13 protein-coding genes are annotated in these 16,587 nt (G+C 67.5%); 8 read left to right on the top strand and 5 right to left on the bottom strand.

Going from position 1 to position 16,587, the window contains the following annotated elements:
* Positions 1-81: 81 nt before the first annotated feature.
* The 6 genes from BTE28158_RS10485 (at position 82) to BTE28158_RS10460 (ending at position 7,207) form a co-directional block, all read left to right on the top strand.
* Positions 82-1,695, top strand: coding sequence for a peptide ABC transporter substrate-binding protein (locus tag BTE28158_RS10485; protein ID WP_059598912.1), 1,614 nt, complete (start codon positions 82-84; stop codon positions 1,693-1,695).
* 11 nt (positions 1,696-1,706) lie between these two features.
* On the top strand, positions 1,707-2,645 hold the full coding sequence (locus BTE28158_RS10480; RefSeq protein ID WP_059598913.1) for an ABC transporter permease subunit: 939 nt from the start codon (positions 1,707-1,709) through the stop codon (positions 2,643-2,645).
* Between the two features lie 13 nt (positions 2,646-2,658).
* Complete coding sequence (locus tag BTE28158_RS10475) at positions 2,659-3,561, top strand: ABC transporter permease (protein ID WP_059598914.1); 903 nt, start codon at positions 2,659-2,661, stop codon at positions 3,559-3,561.
* Between the two features lies 1 nt (position 3,562).
* On the top strand, positions 3,563-4,555 hold the full coding sequence (locus tag BTE28158_RS10470; RefSeq protein WP_124901733.1) for an ABC transporter ATP-binding protein: 993 nt from the start codon (positions 3,563-3,565) through the stop codon (positions 4,553-4,555).
* Complete coding sequence (locus tag BTE28158_RS10465; RefSeq protein ID WP_170296453.1) at positions 4,552-5,574, top strand: ABC transporter ATP-binding protein; 1,023 nt, start codon at positions 4,552-4,554, stop codon at positions 5,572-5,574. Before BTE28158_RS10470 ends, BTE28158_RS10465 begins: the two co-directional genes overlap by 4 nt.
* Before the next feature lie 160 nt (positions 5,575-5,734).
* Complete coding sequence (locus tag BTE28158_RS10460; RefSeq protein ID WP_151050601.1) at positions 5,735-7,207, top strand: OprD family porin; 1,473 nt, start codon at positions 5,735-5,737, stop codon at positions 7,205-7,207.
* Between the two features lie 67 nt (positions 7,208-7,274).
* Here BTE28158_RS10460 and BTE28158_RS10455 read toward each other — a convergent pair whose 3' ends face one another.
* The 3 genes from BTE28158_RS10455 to BTE28158_RS10445 all read right to left on the bottom strand — a co-directional run bounded on the left by BTE28158_RS10455 (position 7,275) and on the right by BTE28158_RS10445 (position 11,246).
* A complete protein-coding gene (locus BTE28158_RS10455) occupies positions 7,275-8,267 on the bottom strand; it encodes a DedA family protein/thiosulfate sulfurtransferase GlpE (RefSeq protein WP_124624490.1) in 993 nt (330 codons plus the stop codon).
* Between the two features lie 163 nt (positions 8,268-8,430).
* Positions 8,431-8,700, bottom strand: coding sequence for a hypothetical protein (locus BTE28158_RS10450; protein ID WP_059598918.1), 270 nt, complete (start codon positions 8,698-8,700; stop codon positions 8,431-8,433).
* Positions 8,701-8,936: 236 nt separating this feature from the next.
* Positions 8,937-11,246: a phosphocholine-specific phospholipase C gene (locus BTE28158_RS10445; RefSeq protein ID WP_151050603.1), complete on the bottom strand. Its 2,310-nt coding sequence runs from the start codon at positions 11,244-11,246 to the stop codon at positions 8,937-8,939.
* A 578-nt stretch (positions 11,247-11,824) separates the two neighbouring features.
* Between BTE28158_RS10445 and BTE28158_RS10440 the strand changes: the two genes are divergently transcribed.
* The gene (locus BTE28158_RS10440; protein WP_151050607.1) at positions 11,825-12,325 is read left to right on the top strand and encodes a GNAT family N-acetyltransferase; all 501 of its coding nucleotides are present in this window, start codon (positions 11,825-11,827) and stop codon (positions 12,323-12,325) included.
* Between the two features lie 257 nt (positions 12,326-12,582).
* The gene (locus BTE28158_RS10435) at positions 12,583-14,178 is read left to right on the top strand and encodes a thioredoxin family protein (protein ID WP_174919844.1); all 1,596 of its coding nucleotides are present in this window, start codon (positions 12,583-12,585) and stop codon (positions 14,176-14,178) included.
* 48 nt (positions 14,179-14,226) lie between these two features.
* Here BTE28158_RS10435 and BTE28158_RS10430 read toward each other — a convergent pair whose 3' ends face one another.
* Together BTE28158_RS10430 and BTE28158_RS10425 are read right to left on the bottom strand one after the other, a co-directional pair.
* The gene (locus BTE28158_RS10430; protein ID WP_059598962.1) at positions 14,227-14,478 is read right to left on the bottom strand and encodes a DUF4148 domain-containing protein; all 252 of its coding nucleotides are present in this window, start codon (positions 14,476-14,478) and stop codon (positions 14,227-14,229) included.
* 483 nt (positions 14,479-14,961) lie between these two features.
* Positions 14,962-16,365, bottom strand: a complete 1,404-nt coding sequence (locus tag BTE28158_RS10425; RefSeq protein WP_059598922.1) for a GntP family permease — start codon at positions 16,363-16,365, stop codon at positions 14,962-14,964.
* Between the last annotated feature and the right edge of the window lie 222 nt (positions 16,366-16,587).

Raw genomic sequence — 16,587 nt, 5'->3', positions numbered from 1 at the left:
GCTGTACCCGTCAGCGTCTCAAGCGTAACCGCGGCATTCGCCGCGCATCGCTCACCGAACAACCTTCTCAAGACCGCCACGATGAAATCCTTGCATGCCATGTCGGCCGTGCTGGCCGCGCTCGCCCTGACGACGCCCGCCGCTCACGCCGTGACCGTTCCGTCGAACGTCGCGCTCGCTCCTCAACAGGACCTGACGCGCCAGGTGCCCGCCGAAGTCGAGTCGCTCGATCCGGCGCACATCGAGTCGTGGACCGGCAACACGATCGGCCTCGACCTGTTCGAAGGCCTCGCCCGCATCGATGCAGCCGGCCAGGTCGTGCCGGGCGTCGCGCAGTCGTGGGAGCGCAAGTCGCCGCAGACGTGGATCTTCAAGCTGCGCCACGATGCGAAGTGGAGCAACGGCCAGCCGGTGACGGCCGCCGATTTCGTCTATGCGTGGCAGCGCCTCGTCGATCCGAAGACGGGCTCGAAGTACACGATCCTCGTCGAGTTCGTGAAGAACTCGAAGGACATCATCGCCGGCAAGGCTGCGCCGACGACGCTCGGCGTGCGGGCGGTCGACCCGTACACACTGGAAGTGACGACCGACGTGCCCGTCGCGTTCTTCCCCGAACTGACCGCGATGGTGCCGCTCGCGCCGGTGAACAAGGACACCGTCGCGAAGTTCGGCGACGCATGGACGCGCCCGGGCAACATCGTCAGCAACGGCGCATACCAGCTCGTCGACTGGCAGCCGAACAACCGCATCGTGATCTCGAAGGACGCGAAGTACTGGAACGCGCCGAAGGTCGTGATCAACAAGGTCACGTACCTGCCGATCGAAAGCGACGAAACCGCGATGCGCATGTACCAGGCCGGCCAGATCGACTACAGCTACTCGATTCCGTCGGGCATCTTCCAGCAGGTCAGCAAGCAGTTCGGCGGCGAGCTGCGCCCGGGCCTGCAGCTCGCGACCTATTACTACTACCTGAACAACAGCGATGCGGCGCTCAAGGACAAGCGCGTGCGCCAGGCGCTGTCGATGGTGATCGATCGCGACGTGCTGACGTCGAAGCTCACGCAGGCGGGCGAGAAGCCGATGTACGGCCTGATGCCGAACGGCACGAAGGGCGTGCAGCCGTTCACGCCGGAGTGGGCGTCGTGGCCGATGGCCAAGCGCATCTCGACCGCGAAGGACCTGCTGAAGCAGGCCGGCTACTCGGACGCGAAGCCGCTGTCGTTCACGCTCACGTACAACACCAACGACCTGCACAAGAAGGTCGCGCTGTTCACCGCATCGGAATGGCGGACGAAGCTCGGCATCAACACGAAGCTCGAGAACGTCGAGTTCAAGGTGCTGATGAAGGAACGGCATGACGGCAAGGTGCAGATCGCGCGCGACGGCTGGTTCGCCGACTACAACGACGCGATGACCTTCTTCGACCTGATCCGTTGCGGCAGCTCGCAGAACACCGTCGGCTACTGCAACAAGCAGGTCGACACGCTCGTCGACGACGGCAACCAGAAGCTCGACGACAAGGCCCGCGCCGCGCTGCTCACGCAGGCGCATGACACGGCAATGAACGACACGCCGATGGTGCCGCTGTTCCAGTACTCGGCCGACCGTCTCGTGAAGCCCTACGTGGGCGGCTACTCGCTGAAGAACGTGATCGACATGCGTGCTTCGCAGGACATGTATCTGATCAAGCACTGAGCGGAGCGATCATGCTGGCCTACGCATTGAGACGCACGTTGTGGGCGGTGCCGACGATTCTCGCCGTCATCACCGTCTGCTACCTGCTGCTGCACTTCACGCCCGGCGGTCCGTTCGATACGGAGAAGCAGCTGTCCGCGGCGACGCTCGCGAACCTGAACGCGAAGTACCACCTCGACGAGCCGCTGTGGAAGCAGTACCTGCTGTATCTCGGTTCGCTGCTGCAAGGCGATCTCGGCCCGTCGTTCCGTTACGTCGACTGGTCGGTGAACGATCTCGTGAAGAAGGCGCTGCCCGTAAGTCTCGGCGTGGGCGGGGTGTCGATCCCGATCTCGATCGTGTTCGGCGTGCTGCTGGGTACCGTCGCGGCCGTTCGCCGCGACAGCGTGATCGATCGCTTCGTGATGCTGATCGGCAACTTCGGCAACGTCGTGCCGCCTTTCGTGCTCGGGCCGGTGCTGGTGTGGATCTTCGCGATCCTCTTGAAGACGTCGGCCGGCAACGGCTGGCTGCCGGCCGGTGGCTGGGGCGACGGCGGCTGGCAGTACCGCCTGCTGCCGATCGTGCTGCTGACCTTCATCAACGTGTCGCTGCTCGCACGCGTGATGCGCGGCTCGATGATCGAGACGCTGTCGAGCAACTACATCCGCACCGCGCGCGCGAAGGGCCTGCCGGGCTCGACCATCGTGCTGCGTCACGCGCTCAAGCCCGCGCTGATGCCGGTCGTGTCGCTGTTCGGCACGGTCTGCATCACGTCGATCACGGCGGCAGTCGTCACCGAATCGGTGTTCGCGCTGCCGGGGCTCGGGCAGCTCGTCGTGAACGGCGCGATCAACCGCGACTACACGCTCGTGCTCGGCCTCGTCGTGCTGACCACCGTCTGCGCGGTGCTGTTCAACCTGCTGGTCGACCTCGCGTATGCGTGGCTCGATCCGCGCATCCGTTATTGAGCGAGGCACCGCGATGACTCCGACTACTCCCGTCGTCGGCCTGCCCGTGCAGACCGATTCGCCGCCGCGTTCGCGCTCGCCGCTCGCGCTCGCGTTCGCGCGCTTCCTTCACAACCGCGCGGCCGTGTTCAGCCTCGTGCTGCTCGCGCTCATCACGCTCGCGTGTTTCGTCGGCCCGTGGCTGCTCGCCGCAGATCCCGCCGCGAGCGACTGGGGCGCGATCAGCCTGCCGCCGACGCTCGCGAACCAGCACTGGTTCGGCACCGACGAACTCGGCCGCGACCTGCTCGTGCGCACGCTGATCGGCGGCCGCGTGTCGATCGAGGTCGGCCTGCTCGGCACGCTGGTGTCCGGCCTGTTCGGCGTCGCATGGGGCGCGACCGCCGGTTTCGCGGGCGGCCGTGTCGACTCCGCGATGATGCGCGTCGTCGACATGATGTACGCGATCCCGTACCTGCTGATCGCGATCCTGATGATGACCCTGTTCGGCCGCTCGTTCATGCTGGTCGTGCTGACCATCAGCGCGTTCTCGTGGATCGACATGGCACGCGTCGTGCGCGGCCAGACGCTGTCGCTGCGCAACCGCGAGTTCGTCGACGCGGCGCGCGCGATCGGCGTGTCGCCGGCATCGATCGTGGTGCGCCATGTCGTGCCGAACCTGCTTGGCGTGGTCGTTGTGTATGCAACTGTTTCGGTGCCGAACATCGTGCTGACCGAATCGGTGCTGTCGTTCCTCGGCCTCGGCGTGCAGGAACCGATGACGAGCTGGGGCGTACTGATCCAGGATGGCGCGCAGAAACTCGAATCGATGCCGTGGCTGCTGCTGGCCCCGGCCGTCATGCTGTGCGTGACGCTCTACTGCGTGAACTTCGTTGGCGACGGCCTGCGTGACGCGCTCGACCCGAAGGATCGCTGAGATGACTGCATTACTCGAAGTCGACAACCTCGGCGTGCGCTTCACGCGCAAGGACGCGCCGCCGATCGACGCCGTGAGCGGCGTGTCGTTCTCGCTCGAAGCCGGCAAGACGCTCGGCATCGTCGGCGAATCGGGCTCGGGCAAGAGCCAGACCGTGATGGCGCTGCTCGGCCTCCTGGCTGGCAACGGCACGACGACGGGCGCCGCGCGCTATCGCGGCGACAACCTGCTCGAGATGGATACGCGCGCGCTGAACGCGGTGCGCGGCGACCGGATCGCGATGATCTTCCAGGATCCGATGACGTCGCTCAATCCGTTCCTGACGATCGAGCGGCAGATGACCGAGACGCTGCAACTGCATCGCAAGCTGTCGCGCAAGGAGGCGACCAGGCGCGCGATCGAGGCGCTCGAGTCGGTGCGCATTCCGGATGCGGCGCGCCGCATCCGCATGTATCCGCACGAATTCTCCGGCGGCATGCGCCAGCGCGTGATGATCGCGATGGCGCTCCTGTCCGAGCCGGAAATCCTGATCGCCGACGAGCCGACCACCGCGCTCGACGTGACCGTGCAGGCGCAGATCATCGATCTGCTGCGCGAGCTGAACCGCGAGCGCGGCACCGCGATCGTGCTGATCACGCACGACATGGGCGTGGTCGCAGGCCTCGCGGACGACGTGATGGTCATGTATGCGGGCCGCACCGTCGAATACGCGCCGGCCGAATCGATCTTCGCGGCGCCGTCGCATCCGTACACGATCGGTCTGCTCAACGCGCTGCCGCGCCTGACCGACGCCGACGATGCGCCGCTCGTCGCGATTCCCGGCAATCCGCCGATGCCCGGCACCGCACCGGCCGGCTGCGCGTTCGCGAAACGCTGCACGTATGCGGAGGCGCGCTGCGGTGCCGCGCGCCCCGCGCTCGAAACCTATGGCGTCGCGGGCGCGGTGCGCGCGTGCCACCGGCCGCTGGCCGATCTGACGGGAGGTCTGCGATGAGCGTCGATGAACGCCGCAATGCCGGCGCGACGGGCGACACGCTGCTGTCCGTCGAGGATCTGAAGGTGCATTTCCGCGTGCCGCTCGGCGGCTATCCGTGGTCGCCCAAGGGCACGCTGCTCGCGGTCGACGGCGTGTCGTTCGACGTGAAGCGCGGCGAGACGGTCGGGCTCGTCGGCGAGTCGGGCTGCGGGAAGTCGACGCTCGCGCGTGCGCTGATCGGCCTCGTGCCAATGACGGCAGGCACGGTGCGCTGGCGCGGCGAAGCCGTCGCGCCCGATCACCTGCGCGGCACCGCGATGCGCCGCGAAGTGCAGATGATCTTCCAGGATCCGCTCGCGTCGCTCGATCCGCGCATGACGATCGAACAGATCGTTGCGGAGCCGCTCGTCACGCACCACGCCGGCCTTGGCCGCGCCGAAGTGCGGCGCCGCGTGGTCACGATGCTCGAGCGTGTCGGCCTGAACGCGCATCACCTGCTGCGCTACTCCCACGAATTTTCGGGCGGACAGTGCCAGCGCGTCGGTATCGCGCGCGCGTTGATCGGCGAGCCGAAGCTCGTGATTTGCGACGAGCCCGTATCGGCACTCGACGTGTCGATCCAGGCGCAGATCGTGAACCTGCTGCGCGATCTGCAACGCGAACTGTCGTTGTCCTATCTGTTCGTCGCGCACGACCTGGCGGTGGTGAAGGCCATCAGCCAGCGCGTGCTCGTGATGTATCTCGGCCGCGTGATGGAGTTCGGCACGCGGCATGACGTGTACGGCGTGCCGCAGCACCCGTACACGAAGGCGCTGCTCGATGCGGCGCCGACGCCGGAGCCGGCGCGCGAGCGTGCTCGCCGTCCGATGCTGCTGGCGGGCGAGATGCCGTCGCCGCTCAACCCGCCGTCCGGCTGCGCGTTTCGCACGCGCTGCCCGGTCGCGATCGACGCGTGTGCGCAGGACGTGCCGCTGCCGGAAGTGCGGCACGGCTCGGCGGCGCGTGTCGCGTGCATCCGGGCGGGCGTGGCGGCGTGAAGTGACGCAGCAAACATAACCAGGCAGGTCAACAGGGGTAGGGTGCGGCGCGAACGATCTTCGCGTCGCGGGTAAAGGCGCGTCCTTAACCGGGCTCGCCGGGGGGCTGGAAGCGGATCGCAACCGGCGTGGACGACATCAACACAAGACGAGAATGACGATGAAAAAGCAAAAGACGATCGGGACGGCATCGAAGATGCTGCTTGCATGGGGCTTGCCTGCGCTTGCCGGCGTATCGCTGAGCGGTGTCGCGCACGCCGACGACGCGGCCCCCGCACCGCTGACGGTCGCGCAGGCCGCGCCGTCCGCCGGCGCAAGCACGTCGGTTGCGCAGGCAACGACCCCGAACGCCATTATCAACGCCGAGGCGAACCAGACCGTCACGCCGCCCGATGAGCCTTCGGCGCAGTCGAAGTCGAACGGCTTCATTGCCGACAGCCACCTGAACTTTCTGTTCCGCAACTATGCGGACACGCTGGACAACAAGGGCGGGCCGCATCGTCACGCGTGGGTCCAGGGCGCGATGGCGAACTTCGAGTCGGGCTATACGACCGGCCTGATCGGCATCGGCTTCGACGCGTCGCTGTATGCGGCGCTGAAGCTCGACGGCGGCGCCGGCGCCGGCAGCATGGTGCACATCGCGAAGGGTGGCGGCGGTTCGAACCAGCTCGCGTGGGCCTATCCGGGCATCTACGACGTGAAGGCGCGCATCTCGAACACGGTGGTCAAGTACGGTCTGCAGGCCGTCGACAACCCGTTCATGGAGCAGCATGACAACCGCGCGCTGCCGCCGACGTTTCTCGGCGCGACGATCGTCAGCAACGAATTCAAGAACGTGATGCTCGAGGCCGGCAGCTTCACGAAGACCGATGCGCGCGGCCACACGACGCTCACCAACCTCACGACGCAGTATGGCGGCACGCGCATCAATCGCCTGACCTACGTCGGCGGCACGTGGGACTATTCGGAGAACGGCGAAGTCGCGCTGTACGCGAACCAGGCCGATGACGTGTGGCACCAGTACTACGCGTCGGTGAAGCACAGCATCGGCGATGTGAAGTCGATCAAGTGGACCGGCTTTGGTAACGTTTACTCGACGCACGATACGGGCGACGCGCTGCAGGGCAAGATCAACAACAACGCGTACAGCCTGTCGCTGGCCGCGCAACACGGTCCGCACGAACTGCTGCTCGGTTATCAGCAAGTGCTCGGCGACCAGTTCTTCGACTACCTCAATGAAACCAACGGCATCTTCCTGACCAACTCGATGGACGTCGACTACAACGCGCCGCACGAAAAGTCGCTGCAGCTGCGTTACACGTTCTACGGCAAGGAAGCGGGCCTGCCGGGCTTCAAGGCGATGGTATGGGGCGTGACGGGCTGGGGCGCGGATGCGAGCGCGGGCGCGGCGGCGGATCCGAGCAAGTCGAGCATCTACTGGAGCAACGGCGCACCGGTGCAGGGCCGTCACCACGAGTTCGGCTTCATCCCGTCGTACACGTTCCAGAGCGGCAAGCTGAAGGACACGAAGGTCACGTTCATCGCGATGTGGCACAACGGTTCCGCGCACTACTCGGACGCGACCAACAAGGAATACCGTCTGGTCGTGAACGTGCCGCTGCACGCGTTCTGATCGAAGGGGGGCGCGACGCCCCCTTCGAAACTGTTCGTCTCGCGCCGCCGGCCTGCGATCAGCTCGATCAGGCCGGCTTGTGCAACCCCGCCACCGGATCGTTCGCGGCGGGGATGTCTTCCACCAGCGACGTGAGCTGGCGGCCCGTGTCGCGCCAGGCGTCGAGGCCGCCGCGCAGCGGCAGCGCATCGGTGAAGCCTGCATCGAGCAGGCGCTTGGCCATCAGCGCCGCCGTCACTTCGTTCGGGCACGAGCAATACACGACGAACTTCTGCGAAAACGGGTAGCGCGCGACGATGTCCTCGATGTGCCGCTCGTCCGCGAATTGCGCACCGGGAATCGTGAACGGGTCGAGCTTGCGGTGCTCGGGCGAACGCACGTCGAGCACCACCGGCGCGGCCGCGTCGCGCAGCAGCAGGTCGAGCTCGTCGACGCCGATCCGCGCGCTCGCGAGCTGGCGGATCAGCGCGCGGCGGCGCATCCAGCGCACGGCAGCATAGACGGCCAGCAGCGCGACGATCACCAGCAGCACCGCGCGGCCGAGCCGGCTCGCGCCGGCGAACAGCCAGTCGATCTGCCGGTAGAACACGAGCCCCGCGACGAGCCCGACGGTCGTCCACAGCGCGGCGCCGAGCGCATCGTAGCCGGCGAACGTGCGATAGCGCGTGCCGAGCGCGCCGGCCATCGGCACCGACACGAGCGACAGCCCCGGAATGAAGCGGGCGACCGCGAGCACGCGCACGCCGTAGCGGCCGAAGAAGCGTTCGGTTTTCCTCACGCAGGTATCGCGCGACAGCGACAGCCGGCAGATCGTCTTGAGCGTCGTGCCGCCGTAGCGCCGCCCGGCGACGTACCACGCCGTGTCGCCGATCAGCGCGCCGAGGACCGACAGCGCCAGCACCGTCAAGAGCTGCGAGCCGATCATCGCCGGATGCATCGCGGCCATCGCACCGAACAGCACGAGCGTCGGCATCGCCGGCACGGGCAGGCCGATGGCCGCCGCGAGTACATTGGCGAAGACGAGAAGCGGCCCGTATTGGGCGACGAGGTCACGGAGCATGACGGCTGGCCGAAAAGGAAGCGCGTGAGGAAGATGCGCGGATTGGCCGATTATCGGCCATTTTCAACCGGGCGGAGGGGAATGACGGAAAGCGCCTGACGGCGGCAGGGAAATGCGGACAGAACGGTGAGCCAGTGCGTTGCACGTGGCTCACCGTCGGACATCAGGAAGAGGAGCGGGCGAGCGAGGCGGCGCCGTGGTTTTCTCCGGGCAGCTCGGCCCCGTGCGAGCGGATCGCGGCGATCAGCTCGGCCGGCGTGATCTCGTAGCGGACCTCGCGGTGAATGCCGGGCTTGCGTTCGTCGATCTCGATCAGCAGCACGCTCTTGCCGTCGGCGGTCGATTCGAGCCTGAGCGAGCGCAGTTCGCGGCCGTCGGCCGGGTCGTGTTCGGTGAGCAGGGTCATTGCCCCGGATGAGCCGGTAGTGCGCATCGAACCTATCCTCGTGTCGTGTGTGCCAGATTGGCGAAGATGTCGTTGTTGAATGCAGCTTGACGAAGTTTAACGCGAACGGGCCGCAACACGGAGCATTTTCGTGGACATGAAATGAGGGCTGCACCACCCATCCTTCTGATGTTTGAGCCGCGCCGGGCGGGCGTTTCAGCCGGATCGGACCGCGCCGCTCCAGGCGCCCGGCCGGTGCTCGCGCCGGGCGGGCGCAGGTGCCGTCAGAAGCGGTCGGCGAACCCCATCGCCGGGTCGCTGACCGAGTGGCGACCCGTTTCGACGCGGCCGGCCACGCGGCGCGAGAAGCTCGCGTCGCTGTCGGCGGTGACGACGAAGTCGTACCAGTGGCCGGTCGAGTCGAGGTTCCAGTGCAGTTCCGACTGGCCGCCGGCGTGTACCGCGACGGTCCACGTCGTGCCCGTGTCGTTGCCGTGCCCGCGATCGTCGGTCGCGCCGCGGCCGGACAACTGGCCGTACACCTTGTTCGACTTCACCGTGAAGCGCACCGTGCTGCCGCCGTCGTTGCGCAGCCGCAGATGCAGGTTGCCGCTCGCGCCCGCATAGCCGACCCGGATTTCCGGATGCGGCGTGTGTTCGCCGGTCAGCCGGGCCAGATCGCCGGTGAAGCGGCGGTGATAGCCGTTCGGGCCGAGCACCCACAGGTCATAACTGCCGCCGTCGTCGGCCAGCGCCGCCCAGTCGCCGCGCAGCGCCTTGCCTGGTTCGACGACGTAGCGGCGCGGCACGCGGTCGAGATGCAGCTTGTCGTAGACGTGGAACACCGCGGCCGCGCGGCCCGTGTTCGCGAACTTCAGCGTGACGGTGCCCTTGCCGGGATCGACCTGCGCGCTCGCATGCAGCTCGTACGGCAACGCGCGCGACGGGCGCACGCCGGTGGCCTGTGCAGGCGGCGACGGCGTGGCCGGCGGCGTGATCTTCGGCGCGGCCTGCTGCGCGGTGCTCAGCGCGTCGACCTGGCTTTTCGTCGTGCGGCCCGCGAGCGTCGGCAGCGGTTCGTCGTTCGGCGCGCGGAAGTTGAACGCGCTCGTCAGGTCGCCGCACACCGTGCGGCGATATGCGCTGATCTGCGGCTCGACGACGCCGAAGCGTTTCTCGAGGAAAAGCAGCGTCGACGTATGGTCGAACACCTGCGAGTTGACCCAGCCGCCGCGGCTCCACGGCGACACGACCCACATCGGCACGCGCGGGCCCGGCCCGTACGGCCGGCCGTCGGCCGCCGGCTGGCTCGACGTGGCCGGCGCGAAGTCGTGGTACTCGACGGCGACGTCGGCAGCCGCCAGCGTATGGCCGCCCGCGAGCGAGCCGTCCGCGTTGCGCGACGGCACGGCCGGCGACGGCATGTGGTCGAAGAAGCCGTCGTTCTCGTCGTAGTTGATCAGCAGGACGGTCTTGCTCCACACGTCCGGATTCGCGGTCAGTGCGTCGAGCACCGCCTGCACGTACCACGCGCCCTGAGCGGGGCTCGACGGCCCCGGGTGCTCGCTGTACGCGGACGGCGGGATGATCCACGACACCTCGGGGAGCTTGCCGTTGCGGATGTCGTCGCGGAACGTTTCGAGAAAGCCGTACGGCATCGTGTTGCCGAAGCCCTTCGCGAGCGGGCTCAACGGATCGTCGATCGCCGGATCGTAGAACGCGCCGGCCGCCGTCACCGGCTGCGTGATGTCCGTCGACGCGACGTACGCGGGCCGGCGTGCGGCCGGCATCTGCTCGATGGCCGCGCGCCAGTGGCGGAAGCTCATCATCTCGTTGCAGCCGAAATTGTCGATCAGGCTCTGGTAGACCTTCCAGTTCACGCCGGCCTGCTGCAGCCGGTCGGCGTAGGTCGTCCACGTCCAGCCCTGGCTCGACGGGCCGATGTCGTTGCCGCCGTTGAACTGGTTGTTCAGCGCGGCGACCTTCACGCGGCTGCCGTCGGTCGGGCTGATGCCGTTCGGGCCGTTGGTGCCGCTCCAGAAGAACAGCCGGTTCGCGATGGTGCCCGTGTGCATCCCGCAGTGATAGTGGTCGCAGAGCGTGAACGCGTCGGCGAGCGCGCGCTGGAACGGCACCTCGGCCGCGTCGTAATAGCCCATCGACAGCGGCGTCTTCGCGTCGGGCCAGCAGTTCATCCGGCCGTGGTCCCACGCGGCCTGCGCGTCGGCCCACGTATGCGGCGTGCCGCCCGCGCGCTGCGCGTTGCCCTGGCTCGCATCGAGGTGGTACGGCGTGAAGATGGTCGCGGGCGTCGCTTTCGTGTAGGTCTGGTAGAACACGTCGCGGCCGTTCGGCGACGGCACCGCGAAGCGGTCGCCGTAACCACGCACGCCCTTGAACGTGCCGAAGTAGCCGTCGAACGCGCGGTTCTCCATCATCAGCAACACGACGTGCTTGACGTCCTTGATGGTCCCCGTTTCGTGGAAGGCGGGAATGGCGAGCGCGCGGCGGATGCTCGGCGGAAACGCGGACAGCGCGGCGGCGGCGAGGCCGGAACCGGCGGTCTGCTGAAGGAATTTGCGGCGTGACGTCATGGTGTTTGGATCCTGTGAGGGTGGGAGCGTTCGCGAGTTCGTCTGGCGGTGACCGGGCATCGTCGCGCCCCGGGACGATCGGCGATGCGTGCGCGTTCGGGGCATCGGACGCGTATCGCGGCGATGCGCGATGCGCGATGCGCGACGTCGCGCGGATGGCGCGGCCGCCGTCGCAATCCTGCGTGCCGCGCGCTCGTGATGCGCGGGGCAGGTGTCGGCACACACCGGACCGGCGCGTGCCGGGCTGGAGCGGCGCCCAGTCTAGGGAGGCGACATGACGTCGACGTGATGAAGAAATGACATCGCATGTCGCGCACATGACGTTGCGTGCGCAACGATTCGTTCGAGCGCGATGCGAGGTTGAAAATGGTAAGAAATTACCGATCGCCGCACGCGTGACCGGTCAGAATTTTCCGGATTGGCGGGGATCGCGCGAGCACGCTTCGTTGCGGATACAACCTGACGTGCAACGGCGTGACACCCGTGTTTCAAATGCGTGAAATCGGCTAAGCTCGACGCATTGCTGCGCGCCTGCGCAGTCCGCGCCTTCGGCGCGACATTTCGGAACCGGCCCACCCATGACCGATATCACGATCCGGCACAGCGAGACGCACGACGTCGACGCGATCCGACAGATTGCCGCGCATCCCGCGGTGTACATGAATACGTTGCAGCAGCCGTTTCCGTCGCTCGAAAAATGGCAGAAGCGGCTCGACAACGTGCGCGAGCACGGCGTGAGCCTCGTTGCCGAAATCGACGGCACGGTGGTCGGCCATCTCGGCCTGCATCCCGAGCCGAATCCGCGCCGGCGCCACGCGGCGGCGCTCGGCATGATGGTCGACGCGGCCCGTCACGGGCGCGGCATCGGCGGCCGGCTGCTCGCGGCCGCGATCGATCTCGCGGAGAACTGGCTGAACATCACGCGTCTCGAGCTGACCGTGTTCACCGACAACCGCGCGGCGATCGCGCTCTACGAGAAACACGGTTTCCGCATCGAGGGCGAATCGCCGGATTACGCGTTGCGCGACGGCGTGCATGCGTCCGTGTATCACATGGCCCGGATCAAGGCGCCGCAGTGAAGGACCGGCCGTCGCGGACGTGACGGCACGCGGCCGCGACGCCGCGCGTCATATTCAATCGAGAATTCGTTCGTTTTCCTTCGGTTGTACCCGTCGTATCGTCGAACGATGTGCCGGTCGCTGCGGCCGGCTTCGCTTTTTTGTATCGATACATGCGCGGCGCTGCATGTCGGCCGGCCTCATCGTCATCGCTTCACGGCCCTCGTTGCGTGCGCGGCATCTCCCTGAAACCGTCTTGTTCAACGGAACCCGCTTCGATGAAAACCGCTCTTCGCAATCTCACCGCCGCCTGCCTGTTCGCCGCCGCCAGTGCGGCGCTTGCCGCTGCCGCGCCCGCGGGCGCCCCGGTGGCGAACGCATCGCCCGACGGCGCGCATCTGCCGCCCGGCATCGCGTGGCAGCAGGGTGACGTCGATGCCGCGTTCGCGCTCGCGAAGCGCACCGGCAAGCCGCTGCTGCTGTACTGGGGCGCCGTGTGGTGTCCGTCGTGCAACCAGGTGAAGTCGACGATCTTCAGCCAGCAGGCGTTCAAGACCCGCTCGTCGTTCTTCGTGCCCGTATATCTCGACGGCGACACCGAAAGCGCGCAGAAGCTCGGCGAGCGCTTCAAGGTGCACGGCTATCCGACGATGATCCTGTTCCGCCCGGACGGCACCGAAGTGACGCGGCTGCCGGGCGAGGCCGATCTCGAACGCTACATGCAGGCGCTGTCGCTCGGGATGACGGCCGCGCATCCGGTGCGGCAGACGCTCGCGACCGCGCTGAACAACGGCGCGGCGCTGACGCCGGCCGAATGGCATCTGCTGGCCGACTATTCCTGGGACACCGACGGCGCGCTGCCGGTGCCGTCCGACCGTGTCGCGGTGACGCTGCAGACGCTGTCGCAACGTGCGCGTGCGGCTGGCGCGAAGGCGGACGCCGCGCGGTTCGCGCTGAAGTCGGCGGTGGTGGCGGCATCGGACGATCCCGCGCAGGCCGGCGCGCTCGACAAGGCGGCGCTCGTCGACGCGCTGCGCGCGGTGCTGCGCGAGCCGGCGCTGGCGCGCGCCGATTCGGACGTGCTCGTCGCAGCGCCCGCGCGCGTGGTCGCGTACCTCGGCGCCGACGCCGCGCAGCGCACGAAGCTGCGCGGCGCGTACGACACGGCGCTCGCGCGCCTGTCGACCGATGCGACGCTGTCGTCGATCGACCGTCTGATGGCGCTGCACGGCCGCGTGCTGCTCGCGCGCGGCGACGCGCACGACGGCGCGCCGCTCGCCGCGCCGGCGCTGGTCGATACCGCACGCAAGCAGATCGCGGCATCGGTGCAGGGCGCCGCGAACGCGTACGAGCGGCAGGCGCTCGTCAGCGAAGCGGCGGACACGCTGACCGACGCCGGGCTGTACGACGAATCCGACGTCTTGCTGAAGGCCGAGTTGCCGCGTTCGGCGACGCCGTACTACTTCATGTCGGGACTGGCGGCGAATGCGAAGGCGCGCGGCGACAAGGCCGCGGCGCTTGACTGGTACCGGAAGGCGTACGACTCGGCGAGCGGCCCGGCGACGAAGCTGCGCTGGGGCGCGACCTATTTCGCGAATGCGGTCGCGCTGGCGCCGGACGATTCGGCGCGGATCGAAGCGATCGCCGCGAGCGTGCTCGCGCAGGCCGGCAAGACCAAGGATGCGTTTTATGGGGCGAACCTGCGCGCGCTGACCAAGGTCGTGACGCAACTGAATCGCTGGCGCGGCGGCGGCGCGCACGATGCGTCGGTCAGGTCGGTCGTGAAGCAGTTCGACGGGGTGTGCGCGAAGTTGCCTGCGGGCGATCCGCAGGCAGCGGCATGCGCGAAACTGATCGAGCCGGTGAAGGCGTGATGGCTTGCGCGGAAGCGGCCGGACGGGACGGCCGCGTCGTGACGGCGATTAGTGGCTCGACTCCGACGATGCACCTTGGTCGCTGCCATACCCGGCACGCTGCTGATGGGCGATCTTCGCTTCGGCGGAAACGATGCTGGCCGGGTAGAACCAATCGCTCGGCTGGAAACCGGCCTGCTTGAGCGCCTTCACTTCGGCGTGAACCTGCGCGCGCGTGAGCGGCGGGTTCGACTGCGCTTGCGCGGCGAGCGGCGCGGATACGGCCAGGGCAACGGCAACTGCGTGAATCAGGCGCTTCATGATCGTGACCTCCGTGTTTCCAGCTGTGCGGCCGGCCTTTCGACGGAGCGGCGGCGGTTGAAAGCAGTGTAGGCCCGGCCACGCGCGCGAAAAATGCGGTCGCGCCTAACTCAGTGTTCTGCCGCCCGTAACAATGGATGGTGGACGTGGACGTGGACGTGGACGTGGACGTGGACGTGGACGGTGCCAGATGGCGGTGCGTGACGGGCGTCGGGCCGTCCGGGCCGTGCGGCGAGGTAGCGCCGAGCGGCTCCGGTCGGGCGGGGGACGAACCGGCGGATGAGAACCCCGGCGATCCGCCCCGGTTTGCGCGCGGAGGTGTCGGGAAGGTGCGGCGCGTCGCGCCCCGCGTTGCGCTGCATGCTTCGACAATGCCGGGTCGGTCGCCCAGCCCTGGCGTGCAGAGGAAGGAAGGTGCGCCGGCCGCGGCGATGCGGCCGGACGAGGTGCGGCGGGCGTTCGGAACGCCGCCCGATGCGGGGCTTACACGAGGCCCGTCGTGTAGTACACGGCGATCACGAAGAACACTGCGAGCGTCTTGATCACGGTGACCGCGAAGATGTCGCGATACGACTCGCGGTGCGTGAGGCCCGTGACCGCGAGCAGCGTGATGACCGCGCCGTTGTGCGGCAGCGTGTCCATGCCGCCGCTGGCCATCGCGACCACCCGGTGCAGCACGTCCATCGGAATGTTGGCTGCCTGCGCGCCCTTGATGAACAGGTCCGACATCGCGGCGAGCGCGATGCTCATGCCGCCCGACGCCGAACCGGTGATGCCGGCGAGCGAGCTGACCGACACAGCCGCGTTCACCAGCGGGTTCGGAATGCTCTTCAGCGCGTCGCTGACGACGAGGAAGCCCGGCAGCGCGGCGATCACGCCACCGAAACCGTATTCCGACGCCGTGTTCATCGCGGCGAGCAGCGCGCCGCCGACGGCGGCCTTCGAACCGGCCGCGAAGCGGTCGCTGACGCGCTTGAACGCGGTCAGCACGACCAGCACGATGCCGAGCAGCAGCGCGGCCTCGACCGACCAGATCGCGACGACGGTCTTGATCGACGTCGTGACCGGCGTGTGCACGCCGGGCAGCACGTCCGGCGCGACCGTGTACGACGCGGCGCCGTACCACTGCGGAATCAGTTTCGTGAACGTGAAGTTCGATGCGCCGACGAGGATCAGCGGCAGGATCGCCAGCGCCGGATGCGGCAGTGCCGTCGCTTCGACGCGCTCCGGCTCGTTGACGAGCGACGTGCCGTAGCCTTCGCCCTTCGCCATCGCCGAACGGCGGCGCCATTCCAGATACGAGAGGCCGACGATGATGATGAACAGCGAGCCGATCGTGCCGAGCGCGGGTGCGGCCCAGGCGGTCGTCTTGAAGAACGTGGTCGGGATGATGTTCTGGATCTGCGGCGTGCCGGGCAGCGAGTCCATCGTGAACGAGAACGCACCGAGCGCGATCGCGCCGGGCATCAGCCGCTTCGGAATATTGCTCTGGCGATAGAGTTCGGCCGCGAACGGATACACGGCGAACACCACGACGAACAGCGACACGCCTCCATAGGTGAGCAGCGCGCACACCGCGACGATCACCGCATTCGCACGCGAACGGCCGATGTAGCGGATCGCGGCATGGACGATCGACTCGGAGAATCCGGACAGTTCGATCACCTTGCCGAACACGGCGCCGAGCATGAAGACCGGGAAATACAGTTTGACGAAGCCGACCATTTTCTCCATGAAGATGCCGGAGAAGACCGGTGCGACGGCCGCGGGTTCGATCAGCAGGACCGCGCCGAGCGCGGCGATCGGCGCGAACAGGATCACGCTGTAGCCGCGATACGCGGCGAACATCAGGAACGCCAGCGCGGCAAGGACGATCACGAAAGACAAGGGAGTCTCCTAATAGCTTGGAATGGCTTTGGTTGTTGTTCGATCGCGGGACGCGCCGCGAACCGGCTCAGGTTCGTGCAGGTTTCGTGCCATCGGCCGGATTGCGCCGCCGGACGTGGATCCGGCGCTGGCTGGCGGGCCCGCGCCGGCCAATGTCTGAAGATTCTACATAAATCGTCTCCATCGGGAGACGATTCGGCCGCCAAGACCGCCCTCTGAATC

It is taken from the genome of Burkholderia diffusa, assembly GCF_902499115.1.
GTDB classification, from domain to species: domain Bacteria; phylum Pseudomonadota; class Gammaproteobacteria; order Burkholderiales; family Burkholderiaceae; genus Burkholderia; species Burkholderia diffusa.
Note: the sequence above shows the minus strand (reverse complement) of the source record. Positions and strands in the feature narration are given on the sequence as shown.

Coding starts and splice junctions, on each gene's coding strand:
- BTE28158_RS10485 (WP_059598912.1), top strand. CDS start 82: ATGAAATCCTTGCATGCCATGTCGGCCGTGCTGGCCGCGCTCGCCCTG.
- BTE28158_RS10480 (WP_059598913.1), top strand. CDS start 1,707: ATGCTGGCCTACGCATTGAGACGCACGTTGTGGGCGGTGCCGACGATT.
- BTE28158_RS10475 (WP_059598914.1), top strand. CDS start 2,659: ATGACTCCGACTACTCCCGTCGTCGGCCTGCCCGTGCAGACCGATTCG.
- BTE28158_RS10470 (WP_124901733.1), top strand. CDS start 3,563: ATGACTGCATTACTCGAAGTCGACAACCTCGGCGTGCGCTTCACGCGC.
- BTE28158_RS10465 (WP_170296453.1), top strand. CDS start 4,552: ATGAGCGTCGATGAACGCCGCAATGCCGGCGCGACGGGCGACACGCTG.
- BTE28158_RS10460 (WP_151050601.1), top strand. CDS start 5,735: ATGAAAAAGCAAAAGACGATCGGGACGGCATCGAAGATGCTGCTTGCA.
- BTE28158_RS10455 (WP_124624490.1), bottom strand. CDS start 8,267: ATGCTCCGTGACCTCGTCGCCCAATACGGGCCGCTTCTCGTCTTCGCC.
- BTE28158_RS10450 (WP_059598918.1), bottom strand. CDS start 8,700: ATGCGCACTACCGGCTCATCCGGGGCAATGACCCTGCTCACCGAACAC.
- BTE28158_RS10445 (WP_151050603.1), bottom strand. CDS start 11,246: ATGACGTCACGCCGCAAATTCCTTCAGCAGACCGCCGGTTCCGGCCTC.
- BTE28158_RS10440 (WP_151050607.1), top strand. CDS start 11,825: ATGACCGATATCACGATCCGGCACAGCGAGACGCACGACGTCGACGCG.
- BTE28158_RS10435 (WP_174919844.1), top strand. CDS start 12,583: ATGAAAACCGCTCTTCGCAATCTCACCGCCGCCTGCCTGTTCGCCGCC.
- BTE28158_RS10430 (WP_059598962.1), bottom strand. CDS start 14,478: ATGAAGCGCCTGATTCACGCAGTTGCCGTTGCCCTGGCCGTATCCGCG.